The following is a 16,919-nucleotide window of genomic DNA, read 5'->3' on the forward strand; positions in this document are numbered from 1 at the left end:
CCCTTTTTTATTGTTGAAAACCTCAAGAACCAAGATTTATACGGGCATAAGAAGAGCGCCACTGGCCAGCAAATTGATCACCTTGCCCGATCTCTCTCTCGGCAAATCGATTGTTTTTCCGACTCTCCCTGATAAATCAATTAGTTAGCAATTTTGATTTGAGGGGGATATGGGGCGTGACGAACATATTCATCAGTGGCACAATCTTCGTAATTTGAGCTAAATGCCTGATATAAACGGCTTATACGACATTTGGATTGAATGAAAATAGTGGGCAGCAGGATATGTGTAACACCGCCCACTATCAAACTGTTAGCTTAGGGGCCAATATATGAAGATCATATTCTTGGTACTACTCTTTTTTACTTGTTCTCAAATTCGGGCACTCGTTGAAATGCCTGAGCCGATTACAGATTCAGAGCTTCCTGGAGTTTGGCACGCAATTAATGGAAATGGCATTCTCGTGTATCGCCTAAAGATCGAAAAAGACTTGAGCGCAATAATGTTGTTAAGCTATGGCGATAATTACGGCAAGGGTATGGATATCTTCCCTTCAGGTAATATCATTAACAATAATGGCCATCTCCAAATAGAATTTTCGAAAAGCCCAACAACTTATAAAAAATTGAAATTTTTCGGAAAAGGAATTTCGTGTAAAGAGTCTTCATGTATGTTAGTGCTTCGAGAGAGCCAAGATTTACCACCAATTTGGTTCTATCGAAAATCCTTGTCTGAGTTAGTGAGCGAAATTTCTGGTGCGGAAAGGGTTTTTGAGCAGTCCACCCTGTAGCATAAGCTAACAATGCAATGCAGCCGAAAAGTCAGGCTCGATATTGGTATCATGAAAGAAGACATAAATGCACTTTCTGAACACATATTGGATATAGATAGGGTGCGTGACGAGTACAGTCCCACTTTGCTCACTCGTTTACACGAAATAGCCACCTGGAGTAATGAGTTCCTAACGCTGGAACTAAAAAAGGACTTGGATCTTGAAGAATCAGCTAGAAACTTAAGCTTCGAGCTTCAGAAAAGATATCCAGATTTGAGCGACGACGGGATCAATAATGTACTTATATATGCACATTTTCACCAGTGCCGCTAACCAAGCATAACCATTCCAAGAAGAATGTCCCGGCCCTTCAGGCCTCCGCGGGCATTATACACCTGCGAGATATCAAACTAAGGATATGAATATGAATAAGGGAATAAATAGAGCTTATTGGATGTTAGCGGATACGGAGCTTCCAATTGCTAGAGACTTGTCTCATAAAAACTCGTTTGAAGCGCACTTTAAGCATAGTTTGCTCTTTAATGAAAAGTTAATGATTTCTGACGCACAAGCAGTTAATTGTACCAACTTCCGCTCATTGATTAGTGAAAGTACTGAGTTCAAAGCTTTAATGTCTCAGGATCTTGTCTCAATTGCAGTTAGAGACCCCTCAGGAACATCAAATTGTGACAGGCTTACTAAAGTGAGAGACGCCTTTCATAAGGAAAAAAAGCAAAACATGGAGCTTGATCAGTTTCTGTCAGATAGTGATTTAGACTTTGTGAATGAAAGATGTGAAATAATTCCATACACCTATTCTTCGTTGCGAGATAACTATACAAACAACATCTTTGAAATCTTTAGAGGTAAAAATGCTAGGCAAGTTTTTGGTTCCGACATACAAAAATTGTTAGTTGAACGCTTATTGTTAGAAGCAGACCGTGATCAAGGGCTAGGCAGAGTTTTTTTGCACAAGAATTTTGAATCAGATTTACGCAAAATTGGCAAGCATGACGTATGGAGCAAACATAAAGACGACATTATTAGATTTTCTGATGCGCCATATGTTACTGGAATTCCAAAAGTATTGAATACCAACCCAATATACTCTCCACATCATAAAGGTAGTTTCGAGTTAGCGTATCCTCAGGATCCTCAGAAAATAGAAAAAGAAAAACCGATCGAAATAACTACAGATTTACATTTAAGTAGTTATGAGCAAGCCTTATCAAAACTAATGTCAGATGATATTCTGTTTCTTAGAGATAGCTACGAATTTAAAACGTACCAGAAACAAATCAATAATGGCGTTTCTAGTGATAACTCACTAGAAAACACATTGGATTCCTTAATTGCATACCAAAACCTCATTGACCAATACATCATACGGCGCCATCTTGGTATAAAAACATCAAAACAATTTAAAGGAAAAAGGTTTTTGGAGCCAATGAGAAAGATCTCTCAAGAAGGAGGGGTTTTTGCATTAGGCCTCTCTCTAACAGACACTCTTTCTGGTGGCACATTATCAATAGCTAACTTTTTTATGAGTGAGTTTATAGATCGAAGATCTAAACTTTCGGAACAAAAATTGACCCGAGAAAAGTATAAGCTTCAAGCTGAATTAGAGAGCTCTGCAGATAATGATAAAATTAAAGCAAAACACTTTAGCAACGATGATAAAAATGAAACCATTTACACATCTGTAGATAAATTTTGAGCAATGAAAAACATTGTCATTGGATCAATCACTTCATCGCTTAAAAGCAGTCCATGTAACTCACTTTGTTTAAAGAAGCGAATTTCCGAAATTGCTTCTTTGCTCTCTTGGTAGTTAATTGAAGCTTTAGAATCAACTTCTACGTTAAACAAAAATGTTTTTGATTGCTTCTCTGTAATGGTTTTAAAAACTTTCCAGTTGCTTCCTTTGCAGCCCGTCTCTTCGAAAAGTTCCTTTTTGCTGCATTCTAAAGGAGTTAGATTTATCTCTCCGAAACCTTTTGGTATTTCCCAGGACCAGCCTCTGTTTTCATGTCTAAAGTTCTTTACAAGAAGCAGTCTCCCCTCTGAATCTTTGGGGAAAATCATTACCCCATAAGGAGCGTTCCAAACAAAACGTAGGTACTTCCCATGAACACCAGACGGGAAAATAACATCATCATTGTAGAGCGTTGCGTATTCATTTTTGAACTCAATGTTCTGGCGAGTTATTTCAATTTCGCCTTTTTTATGATTCCCTCTATACATATCGAATACTTTTTAGCAATTAGTTAATCACATGATGACATATAACAAGTTGATTCACACGGAAAATAAATCGTTTCACTCGTATTTCCGGCGGGCAAAGCCGGACGCAACTCAGAGCTAATGTGAACATCGATGTAAACAATGAACCTAGTATTGAACTTTGTTGGACTCCATCCTGGAACTAGCTTTACTGACCGCATTAATTGCTGTTTTACCGAAGGCTCTTGGTCTAAAAGTGTTGAAGGTCTCGGACGTATAAAAAGAACAGTCACGGATGCTCACACTAAGGACGGAGCTATAGCGAACTATTCCGATACAGGCATGATCGTTTCGTACAATCCTGATCAGTACTGCACCGACTTGTATGCCGTTTATGAAAACTGTCAAGGCAATACATGCCAGTACCAATTCGAAGACCGAGGAGGACTCTGTGAATAGCCTTCACAAGGTGTTTAGGGGCATCTTCCCTTATTGAATTACATATCCTGCATCCGATTCACCCCCTGTACCATCTGCTTGATTTCCTGCTCCTCCAGCGACTTCAACTCTTCCATCAGCTCACGGGTTTCCTCTATATCCGCTCTACCGTATAGATAGCGGTAAAGCTCGATCACCTGATCGTGCCGGTCGGTGACAATACTCATAATCTCTTCCGGCTCAAGATCCTGGAAAGGCGCGTCACAGTGCTCGCTGTGCAAAATGGGGTGCTTGTCCATGTAGTCGTAGCACCAGGTATCCAACGCCCTGGTGTCCGCGGTTTCGACGAAACCGGCGACGGTCTGCGCCAGTTCCTGTTCGTGCACCGCCAGGTATGCCAGTAGCATCTGGGAGCGGGTGTTCTCGTTCTTGCCGGCACAGTGTTGCAGGCATTCGGATAGATTCTTGTGGAACTCCCGGGTCCACACAAGTACATCTCTCAGGGTTTCGACTTGCACCTTTACCTCCACCAGCTATGAAATCGGCGCGACAAAAGTCGCGTAGGTTGTTCTCCCGCCAGCGGGTTGCAGGTAATGATCGCAGGGCCGCAGCTGGGCTTTTTGGTAAAGCTAGCCCGATTTTGCGAATCAGTAGATATTTTCAGCGCCTCTCTACAACCTTGGTCTAGTGGCCCTCTCCCAACCCGCGCATATGCTGGGATGGCAAACGTCTTCCGCGCGATTTGCCTGCTGCCTAGCGCGTATATCGTTTGTGCAGTCAGAACATAATTCAAATAATGAAGGTACTAGCGATGAATCATCAACGAACGTCCAATACGGGCGTCCCTGCCCTATTTCTGTTTTTTCTTTCGACACTCTTTGGCATGGCGACCAGCGCCGGTAGCTGGCAGCAAAGCCAGTCCATTGGTGGCTTCAGTTCCGTGCATGTGTATACACCGGATTCGGTATCGCCCATCGGTAACGGCAAGGCCCTGCTGATCGTGCTGCACGGCTGTGTGCAGCCTACGGACAATTTCCTTACTGCCAACCTGGAAGAGGCGGCGGAGCAGTACGGCATGGTCGTTGCGGTGCCGGATGCCATGAACAAGGCCGGTTATAGCTGCTGGTCCTACTGGCAGGGAACCAAGTCGCGCTCCGCTGGCGATTACAAGAATCTGATTTCACTAGCCAACACCATGAGTGGCGACGCCAGCCGCAACATCGATCCGGATCAGGTGTATATCGCCGGCCTTTCATCCGGTGCGGCTTTTGCCAATACCACCGCCTGCCTGGCGCCGGACGTATTCGCCGGTATGGGCATCAGTGCCGGCCCGAGTATCGGCACCAGCTCCAACGGTGCGCTCGGTCCCTGCGAGGCTGCGGACGTGACGTCGCGCTGTAACACCTATGCCGGTAGCTACCAGAGCCACTTCTCGACCCAAGTCGCGTCCATCGCCCATGGCGATGCGGATACCACGGTGAACCAGTGCTACAACGAGCAGAACTCCGACGGCATGGCCGGGGTTTACGGTGTGGCGAAGCTGTCCGGCACTAATACCATCAGCGAGTCCGGCAACCTCACCGCGGAAGAAACCCTGTGGCAAGACGGTCGTGTTTCCATGCTGTGGCTAAATGATGTGCCCCACGCCTGGTCCGGAGGTGCAGGTGCCACCGGTGGCTATATTTCGGCCAATAGCATCAATTACGCGTCCTATCTCGGTCAGTACTTCGCTGCCAACAACAAGCGTGTTGACCGCAATACCGGCCCTGAAATCAGCAATCTGGCGGCCAGCGAAAGCAGCGGCCTGCTCACGATCAGCGGTACTGCGCTGGACGCCGAGGGCAGTGTGGCCGGTGTTGCCATCACCATCAGCAATATGGACAGCGGCACACCGGTAGAGGTGGAAGCCCTGGGTGTATCCACGGTGGATGCAGTCGGATTCTTCAGCGCAACCAGCTCCAGCCTGGCCGATGGCCTCTATCAGGTGACCGCGGTCGCAACCGACAACGAGAGCGCGGAAGGCGATGCCGCCAGTATTACCACACGCGTAGGCCCGGAGCCGCCGGCTACCCCACCGGTGCTGAGCAATACCGCGGCCAGTGTCAGTGGCCAGTGCGCGACCGTGACTGGCACCGTGGTGGATGCGAACCAGAATCTGCAAACGGTGGAGGTGGCCTTTGCCAGCGGCAATGTGACCGCCAGTGTGTCCGGGAACAGCTATTCCGCCCAAGGCTGTAACCTGCCAGGAGGTGACAACACCGCAACGGTTACTGCGACCGATGCGACCGCCCTTTCCAGCCAGGACAGCGTCACCTTCAATATCGATGCCGGCCAGACCGGCGACTACAACTTCCATATCAGTGCCGGCCATATCACCTGGGGCGTGGGTTACTCAGCCTGTTACCTGGCGTTCGGCACCAATCCGTTCACCATGCGCGAGTATCCGTCCGGTAGTGATTGCCAGTGGGTTGCCGATGGCGACAGCAGCTGCGCCGGCCCGGTCCAGGCCTGTTCTTCTGGCGGCGGCAGCGGTGAACCAGCCACTGACACGGACGGTGATGGCGTCGAGGACGCGCTGGATAATTGCCCCAACGCGGCCAATGCCGATCAGGCAGACAACGACGGCGACGGCATCGGCAACACCTGTGACAGCACTCCGGACGGTGAGCCGGTAGATAGCGATGGTGACGGTGTAAACGACAGCGCGGACAACTGCCCGGCCGTTGCCAATGCAGGTCAGGAAGACAACGATGGCGATGGCATCGGTAATGCCTGCGACAGCACTCCGGACGGTGATGTCACTTGCACCGAGTACACCGCCAGCAACTACAGCCATGTGCAGGCCGGGCGCGCCACCACCAACGGCAGCTACGCCTATGCGGCCGGCTCCGGCGATAACCTGGGTCTGTACAACGTGTTCGTGACCAGCACACTGGCAGAGACCGCCGCTGGTTACTATGTGAAAGGCAACTGTCCATGATTTGATCCGCCAGCCCGTAACCTGCCTGATCGTATGCAAAGGCTCCTGATACGACGGCGTTACACCCGCCCGGGAGCCAGAACCCCTGAGCCACCCTGCCCTTGTCGATTACGAGGGCCCGGGTGGCGATTTCCCGCCCTCCCTGATCTCTTTACTCCCTATTTCATCCAAATACTGTGCATCCGATCCACTCATTCATCCAGTCTCTATTCTGTAACCGTGAGTAATTGAAGAGCGCGCTCGTATTTGTATATATTGGGCAATCGCAGGGATTCATTCCTGGGAGTGGTCAATTCGGAGGCGTGCAGCAAACGTACACCGAACGGTCGATTTTCAGTGATACGCGAACAATAACAATGCCCCCAAGGATGCTATGGGCCCCAAGTATTTTCCGGGGATTAGGTGAATATGACAGCGTGTAAACTTTGCAAAAAAGAAATTGAAAACAATTGCCAGAAATGCCCTTATTGTCAGGGATACCAGCACTGGTACAAAAACCCACAAATCCTGTCCGCCTTTCTGCTCGTCCCCCTGTTCGCGCTCTACTTCTATTTTTTTAACCCAATGGATTCCAAAAATTTCCTGGATTACCAGCAGAAATTTTTATCCCGGCAAATCAGCGTAGTGCAGTTTGAAGGGCGCTCTGGCCCACACCTCAAGGTAACGTTTGAGGTCACCAACAATTCAGATTACAAATGGGGGCAATTGAACTACGAACTAATCGGCCGCTCTGATGGCAAGATCATTGTTGCAGAGCCCGGAGCAACCTATGCCTGGGTGATACAGCCCCACTCCAGTTCCCATGTAAATGCGAATATTCCGGTGATCGACGGTGTTTCCGAGTGGGAACTGGTCATCAAAGACATGAAAACCGGGCGCCGGATTTAAGCCCGCGTTCGGTAGCTAGTGAAATTTCATCCTATTGAAGACGCAGCAATGCTGCGAACAAGGACGACCGATGCTCAAATTTTTGATTTGGCTAATACTCTTCGTGCTGTGCTGGCCACTAGCGCTATTGGCACTCATCCTCTGGCCACTGGTATGGCTGCTGTCCCTGCCGTTTCGCCTCATCGGCATCACTTTCGAGGCCCTGTTTGCCTTCCTGCGCGCCCTGCTTATGCTGCCGGCCCGCGTACTTGGCCATAAGCCGGCACAATAGGTGCGGGGACGGTACCGGACTGTTTGATGCACGCTCGACTGCCCCGCTCGCATTTTGTGGATGGCAAAACCAGAGTTGCTGGCAGAACTAATAATTCGGCAGGTGGATGGTGTGCCTTCCAAGGCCGATTCACCATGACACCCTGCCCGCTTGAGGAAATTTCTGATGTCCGACGCACAACTCACCCAGATCGTCTGCCCGGCCTGCACCACACCAAATCGCGTGCCCTACCAGCGCCTGGGCGATGGCCCCCTGTGTGGCAAGTGCCGTGCGCGATTGATTAGCGGCGAGCCCGTCAACGCCAACGAGGCCAGTTTTCGCCGCTTTATCGACAAGAGCGATCTGCCCGTCGTGGTGGACTTTTGGGCCACCTGGTGCGGCCCCTGCCAGCAGTTTGCGCCAGTGTTCAGCCAAGTGGCCGGGGAAATGGCGACACGGGCAGTGTTTGTGAAGCTGGATACAGAAGCCAACCAGCAGACGGCCGGCGCCTTTCAGATTCGCTCAATTCCCACGTTGATGGTGTTCCATCGTGGCCGCGAAATTGCACGGCTTTCCGGCGCCCTGCCCAAGCCACAATTCGTACAGTGGCTGGGGCAGAACCTGCCGTCCAGCTAACGTTTGTGTGTGCTTTTCCGGGGGAATTTCATGCGTCGTAAAAATCGATTGGCTATACCGCAATACGCGCGAACACTTTCACTGTGTACTGCCTTGATTGCCGTATCGCCAATTGCCCAGGCCGTCTCTTTCGTTTCTTTTGATAGCCGGACAATGGCTTTGGGCGGTGCCGGAACCGCATCAGCACGCCCCAATGAGGCGGGGATCTTTAACCCGGCTCTACTTGCGAGTGCTAAATTCGATCGCAACCCCGGCTATTTTTTACACGCGAATGCCGGGGTGAGACTGCTGGATCGCAACAACTTTATCGATCGCGTGGAAGCGCTCAGTGAAAGCGGTGAACTGGAGTTTGATAGCAACCTCGGTTCCATGCACGATCTGTTTGCAGACGGCAACTTGCAGCCGGACGATATTCGCAAGGTAACAGGACAGTCGCGCGACCTGCTCAATGAACTGGAGTCCCTGTCGGACGCCCCCTTGCGGACCGCCGCTTCCGCCGGCTTTTCCTTTGGTAAGCAAACCGATCGCTGGAGTTTTGCCAGCGGCTATCGGCGCTACCTGGTAGTGGGCGCGCAGGTCAAGATTTCGCCGCTTGATGTACAGCGGCTAAATCAAATGTTTGATACCGTCGACGCCGTCGCCAATGTGCTTGAGGGCTCCCAGTCTCTTGATCGCCTGTTGCGCGAGACCGACTTTGACGACGTCATCAGCCTGATCGAGCGCGATGTTGACGCGGGCGAGATCAGTGACGAGTTACGAAATTATCAAGACATTCCCAGCGTGAGCGCAGTCATTAAAGCTATTGAAGAGCTGCGATTCGACGTGGAATCACTGGATGAATACATCGATCTCGAAGGCTTGTTGAATGCAGCGGTTGCGCAAAACCAGGGCCGCTCACTGGAAGAACTCGGCCTGGATGGTATTGAGATACGCGATTACCTGCGTTACCAGATTCCCGAGGAATTTCACTCTGCCGTCGAGTTCTCTGGCGCGGAGGTGGAGGAATTCGCACTCAGCGCCGCAACTGACCTGGCATTTGCGCCAGACTGGTCGCTCGGTGTCACACTCAAGCAGCAATGGATCGAGGCTATAGGATTCTCCCAATCCATCCAGAATATTGATTTCGATGCTTTTCTCGACGATTCCAATCGCAGGAGCCACAGCCGGGCGAATATCGATATTGGCTTGGACTACGACATCAACCCCTATTGGAATATGGGTATTGTGGTTAAAAACCTTATCCCCTTCGAGGTCGAGGCCCCCTACGGTAAAGGCATAGTGATAAACACCATTGCCCGTGCTGCAGTCGCCTATCAGCGCAAAGACATCACCTGGACCCTGGACTACGACCTGACGCGCAACGAGCCCTTGGGGTTTGATCCGGACAAGCAGTACATCGCCACTGGCGTAGATTGGCGTATATTCGCCGGTAACCATCTGCGTTTGGGGTACCGCTACAACCTCGTTGATGAGACAGGTACGCCCTCCCTGGGTATGGCATTTGGGGGCGAGACCTTTTTTGCCGACTTCGCCGTTACCGCGTCAGACCGCAATGATGAATACGGATTAGCCTTACAGACCGGTTTACATTTCTGATTGGCCCAATGCACTGCCGCTTTCCCCAAATCCCCGGCTCCGAAATCCCGCTATGCGATATCAGTAGCCATCGCCATGGCGTGATCGCGCGGCATTGGGAAACGTGCGTGGTGGCCCGATCAAAGGCGTTTTTACCGGTGTTGCGGCGCCCGGGACAATCACAATGGAGTTTTCCCCGGGATTGATGTCGTAGAGCGCCGGTCCGGCCTTTTTCCAGTTGTTCATCAGCCAGATGTTCCCGGACGGATCTATGCCGCCGCCGGTGAGGCGATCCAGTGCATCGCTGGTGTAGCCGGTGGGCGGTGATATAGGATCGCCCAGCGTACGCCCCTGCGGGCATTTGCCGGAGCCGCAGAAGTGGGAAATCGCGGTATCGCCAAACTGCGTATCTTCGGTGACATCTTCCACCGGTGACTTACCAAAATTGAACACCCAGAGTGAGTCGGCGCCGTCTACGGCATTACCCCATGGCAAGCCAAGGCCGCCCTGATTGGTAATTTGCGTGGGCGCTCCGCCATCGGCCGGGAAGAACACAATCGAAGGGCTGGGGCCGTTCTGGGGCTCGTAGGGATCGACACAGGGAATTCTCACCCCGCTGGTACTGTTCACCCACATGTTGCCCTTGCTGTCGCCGGAAATGCCGATGGGGTAGGAAATATCGACCATCGAAGTATCTTTCACTTCAATCTCACCCTCCACATTCAACATATATACCTCACCGGAATTGTTACCGGTTACCCAGGCGCGGCCTTTGGGATCTATGGCAATCGCAAATGGTTTCAGGTTCGGCGCTTCCGGGGTTCCCGCACCGGGCAGCGGAAAATTCTTCGCCAGTAGTGGATTGCCGTTCGGGATCAGGGTGACGGTGTCATTTCCACAGTTGGCAATCCAGATATTTCCGTCCCGATCCGACACCGTTCCCTGGGGCCACCAGATATTGCCATTGGTGAAGCCGCTGTCCGAAGACAGGGGCCTGCCATTGGGAAGAAACAGGGAAACGCTGTTGTGTGTCGCGGGTATCTTGTTCGCGGGATCTGGAGGAATATTGCCGTTTGCGCAGCTGGGCGCTTCAAACCCATAGTTTCCCACCCACAACAGGCCTTTCGGATCCAGGGTAACGCCAAAGCCCGCACCACTGAGGCCGCCACCGGTAAATGGCGACCCGGGGAAGGTTTCCCCCCAGGGGAAGAACTTCAACAGACGCTGCCCGGTACAGGCAAATTCATCGGGGGGGCGAGGCGTGTAATTGTTGATGACCCAGGCGTAGCCCTGCTCATCGATGGCGACATTGCCGGGACCGTTCATCAAATTGTCGCTGTCCTGATCCGTGTAGAAGCCACCGGTAAACTTGATGAACAACAGCCAATTGGTGGGCCTTTCGGTCAGCGCCGGCTGGTAGACAGGAGAGGCCAGAGACAGGAGGTACAGCGGGTCATCTGCCGCCGAGGGGTAATTGGGGTAAGCGGGAAATTTAACGATATTGGCAATCGCCTCCAGCACAGTCGTAGTAGCGGGTTCTCCTGGATGGCTGGTCGCAGCAAACAGCGCATGGCAATTTATCGAATCCGCCACACATCCTGCGACCATATTGGTCAGTGAATTGAAGGTCGCAAAGGTCGAGGTATCAGTGCCATTCGGCGAGCGACGCAACACTTCCCCGACCTCGCCCGTTTTCGGATTGGCCATATTCTCGGCCATGCGAATGGCATTGCGCATGCCGTAGGTATTGCCGCGTATCTTGCGCCCCTGCACAAACTGGGCGAAGGCCGTGCCCGCCGCCACTGTGGTGCGCTCGTTGACAACGACGTTGCCCGGCCATCGCTTCCCGCTGTCTACCGCTGTGGCGAGCATGACCGGCCCCCGCTCTGCGATTACAAACAGTACCGGCCCCTTGTTGTATGGCAAAAAGCCGGGCGGCCGATAGTGTATTTCAAACTCCCCCGCCGCATCGGTAAAAGTGGTTGCAATGACACGATCAAACGGCAAGCCGGCGACATAGCTGGCATACAGAGATACCTTGTAACCCCGCAGTGGCGCGCCATTGCCTTTTACGATGCCACGAAGTATTTTCCTTTCCGGCAGCCACTGACCGATTGGCCCCGGAAGCTTGTGATCTTCCCAGTAGCTGCCTGCATTGTGAGAGGTTTGCGGAGGTGGCTTGTGGTCGTGATAGCCTGCGTCGGTGCCCTGCCCCCATGCTTTTACGGCTACACCCGAAAGGATGATCAGCATGAGGGCTAAAACTGTGACAGCGACCTTTATAGGGCCCTTTATAGCGGCCTTGCTGCTGCACCTGGCGTGACACCAATCCCTAGCGACAACCATGAACCTCACTCCTTTACTACGCAGTTCACTGTCGATAAATCCGTTCAAAAAAGTATGGCACAGGATTAACTGTACCTGCCCGGGAGCGACCGTGTTCTACCTAACAGAGTTGTGGAGCCTTTTAGTTCGCCTGGTGCTCCTTGATCATTTTGGTAATTGATTTGGCAAGGTCGTTGGGGATCGGGAAATGCAGATTGTACTGGGCGATCTTCCACTGCCCATCTTCCTTGATCAACACCCCACTCCCGCGACATTCGCCATAGGCGGCGTTGTCCAACAGCTCATCAAACCAGGCCACATCACCATGGATCACTAGGGTTCTATCTCTCGGTACATAAGTCCAGCCCTTCCCCTGATCGAAATAGGGCTTTGCATACTGTTTGAATTCTTCCACGGTCCAGTGCTCTGACGCATCGGTGCCAATAAAGACGCCGTCTTTGCTAAAAAGGCCGAAGTAAGTAGCCGCGTCTGCGTTCGCCGCAGCCTTGTGAAAGGCATCCAGCTGGGAAGAAACGGCCAACGTATCCTGATTACCGGTTTCTGCTGTGTCGCCCCATACCGGATAGGCCTGCATCACGACCAGTAAAATCAATACCCACAGCGCCATCCAGGGTCTCGCGTTAATCGCCATATTCTCTTCTCTCCGGATTCTGTTATTGCTAATTCACTATATTTAACAACCAAAACTGCAGTAAATGCTATACCAATGAAAACCCGGTCAATGGGACATCGGGATTGGAGCCGACCATGGAAGATGATCAGAAACTCAAGTATTTGAAAGTCGCGCTCGTTGTATTCGGCGTTATCTTTATTTTCGGGATCTACGCGATGATGATGTGGGTGTGGCCCTCAGGCTGGGGCTGGACACCGAGGCAGCCAGAATACGAGCAGATGATTATGGGGCTCTACGCCACCCTAGGGGTTTTCTTGATCCTGGCGGCGAAAGACCCGCAGGCAAACCGGAGCCTGATCTGGTTCACCATCTGGTCGAGTATTGTGCACGGCGCCATTATGCTGGTGCAGGCACTGGTTGATGAGACTGAGCGGGCGAATTTGCTCGGTGATGTACCGGCACTCTTCCTGGTCGCGATCGTACTGTGGTATCTGATGCCAAAGCGCGAGACGGTCCGCTAAAACTTCGCAACCAGTCCAACCGATACGCTTGACAGGAGGGGTGGCCGAGGGTGTAGCGTCACGTCCGGAAACCGCGCTTTGGCGTTTCACACCTGGGGCTTCCAGTGAAACAGGCCTCTGGACCACTAAGCTGATTAAAAAAATGACACAAGAAAGCAAGAAATATCAATTCAAAGACAAACTGCTCCGCCCCCAAAAGTCCGGCGATGATAACAACTGGGCATTCGTGGTACTGCCCAAAGAGGCCAGTGCAATACTTCCCCGGCGCGGCCGAACCTCGATCAATGGCAGTATCAACGGTGAACACTTTCAGGCGCTACTGGAGCCGGACGGTCAGAAGAGCCATTGGCTGAAAATTGATAAAACCTTGCTGGATGCCTCGGGCGCCACTTACGGCGATATCGCCCAATTTGAAATCCAGCCGGTTGAACAGGAGCCAGAACCCGAAGTGCCTGCGGACCTGAAAAAGGCGCTAGCGGCCTCTCCCGACTCCCAGGCCAATTGGGAGGCTACAACGACGATTGCCCGAATCGACTGGATCCACTGGGTAACATCCGCAAAGCAGGCAAAGACTCGCGACAAGCGTATCCTCGATGCCTGCAATATGCTGGCTGAGGGCAAAAAGAGAGTCTGCTGCTTTGACACCTCCGGCTTCTACAGCAAAGCGTTCAGTGCGCCTAAAATTGAGGAGTAAGCGGCTAAGTAAGATGGCCTATCAAGAGTGCACCGTCCTCTAAGCCAGGTACCACAGCAAAATGAACAGCACTGCAAACCAGGCCAGCAACCACAAACAGCGCCGATACCAGTTGTAGTGCGCCTCTTCCCGCAGGTGATGCCGAATGGCCGCGGCGTAGAGATCACCGTCCCTCGCCATGCGTTGCCCCGCTCCGTTTCGCGCCCAGATCAACGAAGCGAGAAGTGCAACCAGCACTGCCAGTCCAAAGCCCATCACATTCCACCACAGCCACGAGATCTCCGGCAGAAACAACCAGCAGATACCATTGCCTGCAATACCGACGAGCAGCCCCGCAATAACGTGGTCACCGCGCACCCGCTGCGTCAAGAACCCGAGCGCGAATACCGCGAGAATCGGACCGTTGGCCAGTGAGCCGATCTTGTTGATGGCCTCGAGTACTGTCGGCGCAATATCGCCGACAAAAAATGCCATCACCAGGGTGACACCACCCCAGAGAGCGGTAATCCCCCGCGACAGAATCAGTTCTTTGTGCGCCGTCCAGTGGCCGCGGTGAAAACGCCGGACGAAGTCTTCCATGGTGGTGGCGCTCAGAGAATTGAGCACGGAATCCAATGACGACATGGCCGCGGCAAACAGGGCGACCAGACTCAAACCGACCAATCCCACGGGCAACGCATGAATCATGTACAGCGGGACAGCGAGGTTGAACTGCGGGCCCTCACCCGAATCCGGAAGCGCGGCGACAAATTGCGGATGCTGTACTGCGTAAACGGCAATTCCAACACCGACCAGGCAATAAAGCAGGACCAGCGGAAAGCGCAGCAGTCCGTTAATCAACAGCGCATTGTTGGTCGCATCGATATCCCGGGTGCTCAGCTGGCGCTGAACCTGGCTCTGATCACAGCCGTAGTAAGACACGTAAAGAAACAAGCCACCGAACAGCATCGGCCAGAACGCAAAGGTCTGGCCATCACCAAACCCGTGATGGGCAAAGTCCAGGGTGGTTTTGCGTGCGTCAGAAAACGACTGCCACATCGGTGCAAATCCCCCGCTGGCATCCACCAGCATCAACAATACCACCAGTAGCATCACCGCCAGTATCAACAGCTGAATCACATCGGAATAAATAACACCGCGAATACCGCCCATCACGTCGTAGACCACGGTAAACGCCCCTAGCAATAACACTGAGGCCGCAAAACCGAGCCCGGTGATCAGATCAATCACCAGTGCGATGCTATAAACGGTGACCGCGGTGGCAAATGCCCGCACAAAGAGAAACAAGCCGCTCAGGGTGAGCCGTGTGGTGAGATCAAACCGCTGTTCGAGGTAGGCGTAGACCGAGACCAGCTGCAGGTGCCTGAACAGTGGCATCACGCAGAGAATCAATACGATCATTGCCAGTGGCACCGCCAGTTCGTACTGCAGCCACAGCATGCCTCCGCCAGACGCGAAGGCGACAAATGCCGGGGCACCCAGAATACTGTTGGTGGAACACTGGGTAGCCATGATCGAAAGACCAACTGGCCAGGGGCCTACATTGCGCCCCGCCACATAGTAGTCTTCGCGGCTCTCCTGGCGGCGCGCAAGCCAGTACGCCATGACCAGCAGACCCACGCAATAAACGGCGATAATCGCCCAATCGATCCCCGTAATGCTCTGGTTCATCCCTGCCCTGCTTTTCGCAATGATTTATCTGGGAGACCCGGCCACGGCCCACAACGACTGACTACTTACTAATGCGCTGCTTCCAGGCCGGATACTCCGCGCTCAGGAAATTCTCCGGCCAATAGCCGTACCAGCTATAGCCGGTGCGTCGCTCCAGGTCCACTTCCGACAATTGCGACACACGCCGGCCGTCGCGATTGGCCAGAAATGGCTTGCTGCTCTCAAGATCGTAAAATCTGGCCCAAATGGGTTTCGCGCGCTCGTCTTTTACGATCACCAGATCGTAGTCTGCGGCGTGATAATCGAAACGCTGATCCCTTGCTTCGACCCGCTCGATACGAAAGCCCTCCAGTTTCACCGATTCCAGCCAGCGGGCACCGCCGTGGACCGCGGCAATAACCTCCGCAGAAGGATTTTCAATCGCCATCAGGTATTCCAGAACTGGTACCGTCTCCCAGGCGAGAATGCCGGGAAGTTCGTACGCCCGCCCCTGTGCAGGCTGCAGACTGTCTTCGTGGTACTGCCCGGCCCAGCCGGTGGGCACACCATCAATTTTCACCTGTAATTGCAGCAACAACGCATCGCCTTTGGCGACGGCAGTGGCCGCCCTTTGTTGCATATTGGTATCGATGTAGTCAAAGGGCGCCCGCCCCTGCGCAACCTTGCGCAAAAAGGTCAACACGCCGGGCATGACTTCGTCTGCCATGGTGATATGCCGGTAATAGGCGCGCTCGCTTCGATCGGGCGAGTGCGCCCAGCCGCCATTGGGGTACTGGCGATCCAGGGTATAGCGCAGGCCTTTCAGAGCGGCGTCGCGATAACGCGGATTGCCGGTCTGCTTGTAGACTTCTGAGAGGTATTCAATCTGAGGGTAGATATTTCGGTTATCGAAGCTGGCATCAGGCAGGTGCTTGTCAGCCAGTGCCTTTGCCCGCTCTTCCGGTGCGACCACCCGCAACGGGTGCTTGTTGGTGGGCCAGCCACCGCTATCGCGCTGATACAGCAGAAGGTTGTCGGCAATCTGTTCGATTTCATGCAAGGCGTAATACTGTACGTTGCTTTCACCGGTGCGGTCATTCCAGTGTTTGATCGCATCGTAGAAACCGTCGATGGAAATGGGCTGACGAACAGCCTGGCGTAGGGACTCATCAGAAGGCTTCGCTTCGCTCTGTGGCGCTGCTGAAGTAGCGGTGCTGCCAAAAGACAGCGCAAAGCCAACCGGTATCGCCACAAGAGGGAAAAATTGATTCCAGCGTCTGTTTTTCACTATTCTTTGTTCTCTGAATGCTGCTGTGCTGAACAGTCTGAGGGG

Annotated in this window: 15 protein-coding genes; 9 read left to right on the forward strand and 6 right to left on the reverse strand. The window is 52.6% G+C overall.

Annotated elements, in window-relative coordinates:
- The first annotated feature begins 331 nt into the window (after positions 1-331).
- Complete coding sequence (locus tag M0G74_RS06590) at positions 332-790, forward strand: hypothetical protein (RefSeq protein ID WP_248215720.1); 459 nt, start codon at positions 332-334, stop codon at positions 788-790.
- 406 nt (positions 791-1,196) lie between these two features.
- On the forward strand, positions 1,197-2,489 hold the full coding sequence (locus M0G74_RS06595; protein WP_248215721.1) for a hypothetical protein: 1,293 nt from the start codon (positions 1,197-1,199) through the stop codon (positions 2,487-2,489).
- On the opposite strand, the gene M0G74_RS06600 is transcribed toward M0G74_RS06595, so the two are convergent.
- Both M0G74_RS06600 and M0G74_RS06605 read right to left on the reverse strand, forming a co-directional pair.
- Positions 2,465-3,016, reverse strand: coding sequence for an NUDIX hydrolase (locus M0G74_RS06600; protein ID WP_248215722.1), 552 nt, complete (start codon positions 3,014-3,016; stop codon positions 2,465-2,467). The genes M0G74_RS06595 and M0G74_RS06600 overlap by 25 nt on opposite strands.
- Before the next feature lie 476 nt (positions 3,017-3,492).
- On the reverse strand, positions 3,493-3,951 hold the full coding sequence (locus M0G74_RS06605) for an ATPase (RefSeq protein ID WP_248215723.1): 459 nt from the start codon (positions 3,949-3,951) through the stop codon (positions 3,493-3,495).
- A gap of 293 nt (positions 3,952-4,244) precedes the next feature.
- Here M0G74_RS06605 and M0G74_RS06610 point away from each other — a divergent pair, with 293 nt between their 5' ends.
- The 5 genes from M0G74_RS06610 to traF all read left to right on the forward strand — a co-directional run bounded on the left by M0G74_RS06610 (position 4,245) and on the right by traF (position 9,783).
- Positions 4,245-6,413: a PHB depolymerase family esterase gene (locus M0G74_RS06610; protein WP_248215724.1), complete on the forward strand. Its 2,169-nt coding sequence runs from the start codon at positions 4,245-4,247 to the stop codon at positions 6,411-6,413.
- Positions 6,414-6,977: 564 nt separating this feature from the next.
- Complete coding sequence (locus M0G74_RS06615; protein ID WP_248215725.1) at positions 6,978-7,301, forward strand: hypothetical protein; 324 nt, start codon at positions 6,978-6,980, stop codon at positions 7,299-7,301.
- Between the two features lie 70 nt (positions 7,302-7,371).
- Positions 7,372-7,572, forward strand: coding sequence for a hypothetical protein (locus M0G74_RS06620; RefSeq protein WP_248215726.1), 201 nt, complete (start codon positions 7,372-7,374; stop codon positions 7,570-7,572).
- Positions 7,573-7,737: 165 nt separating this feature from the next.
- Positions 7,738-8,187: a thioredoxin TrxC gene (trxC, locus tag M0G74_RS06625; protein WP_248215727.1), complete on the forward strand. Its 450-nt coding sequence runs from the start codon at positions 7,738-7,740 to the stop codon at positions 8,185-8,187.
- Positions 8,188-8,340: 153 nt separating this feature from the next.
- Positions 8,341-9,783: a conjugal transfer protein TraF gene (gene traF, locus M0G74_RS06630; RefSeq protein WP_248216171.1), complete on the forward strand. Its 1,443-nt coding sequence runs from the start codon at positions 8,341-8,343 to the stop codon at positions 9,781-9,783.
- 60 nt (positions 9,784-9,843) lie between these two features.
- Here traF and M0G74_RS06635 read toward each other — a convergent pair whose 3' ends face one another.
- Together M0G74_RS06635 and M0G74_RS06640 are read right to left on the reverse strand one after the other, a co-directional pair.
- Positions 9,844-12,015, reverse strand: a complete 2,172-nt coding sequence (locus tag M0G74_RS06635) for a hypothetical protein (protein ID WP_248215728.1) — start codon at positions 12,013-12,015, stop codon at positions 9,844-9,846.
- 214 nt (positions 12,016-12,229) lie between these two features.
- The gene (locus M0G74_RS06640; protein ID WP_248215729.1) at positions 12,230-12,739 is read right to left on the reverse strand and encodes a nuclear transport factor 2 family protein; all 510 of its coding nucleotides are present in this window, start codon (positions 12,737-12,739) and stop codon (positions 12,230-12,232) included.
- Between the two features lie 116 nt (positions 12,740-12,855).
- Between M0G74_RS06640 and M0G74_RS06645 the strand changes: the two genes are divergently transcribed.
- Both M0G74_RS06645 and M0G74_RS06650 read left to right on the forward strand, forming a co-directional pair.
- Entirely contained in the window at positions 12,856-13,242 is a 387-nt protein-coding gene (locus M0G74_RS06645) for a DUF6632 domain-containing protein (RefSeq protein ID WP_248215730.1), read from the forward strand.
- Between the two features lie 142 nt (positions 13,243-13,384).
- Positions 13,385-13,936: a YdeI/OmpD-associated family protein gene (locus M0G74_RS06650; RefSeq protein WP_248215731.1), complete on the forward strand. Its 552-nt coding sequence runs from the start codon at positions 13,385-13,387 to the stop codon at positions 13,934-13,936.
- A gap of 39 nt (positions 13,937-13,975) precedes the next feature.
- On the opposite strand, the gene M0G74_RS06655 is transcribed toward M0G74_RS06650, so the two are convergent.
- Together M0G74_RS06655 and pelA are read right to left on the reverse strand one after the other, a co-directional pair.
- Positions 13,976-15,607, reverse strand: a complete 1,632-nt coding sequence (locus M0G74_RS06655; protein WP_248215732.1) for a sodium:solute symporter — start codon at positions 15,605-15,607, stop codon at positions 13,976-13,978.
- Positions 15,608-15,668: 61 nt separating this feature from the next.
- On the reverse strand, positions 15,669-16,874 hold the full coding sequence (gene pelA, locus M0G74_RS06660) for a pectate lyase (RefSeq protein ID WP_248215733.1): 1,206 nt from the start codon (positions 16,872-16,874) through the stop codon (positions 15,669-15,671).
- Positions 16,875-16,919 lie beyond the last annotated feature (45 nt).

Source organism: Microbulbifer sp. CAU 1566 (assembly GCF_023156515.1).
In the GTDB taxonomy this organism is placed as follows: Bacteria; Pseudomonadota; Gammaproteobacteria; order Pseudomonadales; family Cellvibrionaceae; genus Microbulbifer.

Bases quoted from the DNA above. Each gene is read 5' to 3' on its own strand.
- M0G74_RS06590 (WP_248215720.1), top strand. From the start codon at position 332: ATGAAGATCATATTCTTGGTACTACTCTTTTTTACTTGTTCTCAAATT.
- M0G74_RS06595 (WP_248215721.1), top strand. From the start codon at position 1,197: ATGAATAAGGGAATAAATAGAGCTTATTGGATGTTAGCGGATACGGAG.
- M0G74_RS06600 (WP_248215722.1), bottom strand. From the start codon at position 3,016: ATGTATAGAGGGAATCATAAAAAAGGCGAAATTGAAATAACTCGCCAG.
- M0G74_RS06610 (WP_248215724.1), top strand. From the start codon at position 4,245: ATGAATCATCAACGAACGTCCAATACGGGCGTCCCTGCCCTATTTCTG.
- M0G74_RS06615 (WP_248215725.1), top strand. From the start codon at position 6,978: ATGGATTCCAAAAATTTCCTGGATTACCAGCAGAAATTTTTATCCCGG.
- M0G74_RS06620 (WP_248215726.1), top strand. From the start codon at position 7,372: ATGCTCAAATTTTTGATTTGGCTAATACTCTTCGTGCTGTGCTGGCCA.
- trxC (WP_248215727.1), top strand. From the start codon at position 7,738: ATGTCCGACGCACAACTCACCCAGATCGTCTGCCCGGCCTGCACCACA.
- traF (WP_248216171.1), top strand. From the start codon at position 8,341: ATGGCTTTGGGCGGTGCCGGAACCGCATCAGCACGCCCCAATGAGGCG.
- M0G74_RS06635 (WP_248215728.1), bottom strand. From the start codon at position 12,015: ATGCTGATCATCCTTTCGGGTGTAGCCGTAAAAGCATGGGGGCAGGGC.
- M0G74_RS06640 (WP_248215729.1), bottom strand. From the start codon at position 12,739: ATGGCGATTAACGCGAGACCCTGGATGGCGCTGTGGGTATTGATTTTA.
- M0G74_RS06645 (WP_248215730.1), top strand. From the start codon at position 12,856: ATGGAAGATGATCAGAAACTCAAGTATTTGAAAGTCGCGCTCGTTGTA.
- M0G74_RS06650 (WP_248215731.1), top strand. From the start codon at position 13,385: ATGACACAAGAAAGCAAGAAATATCAATTCAAAGACAAACTGCTCCGC.
- M0G74_RS06655 (WP_248215732.1), bottom strand. From the start codon at position 15,607: ATGAACCAGAGCATTACGGGGATCGATTGGGCGATTATCGCCGTTTAT.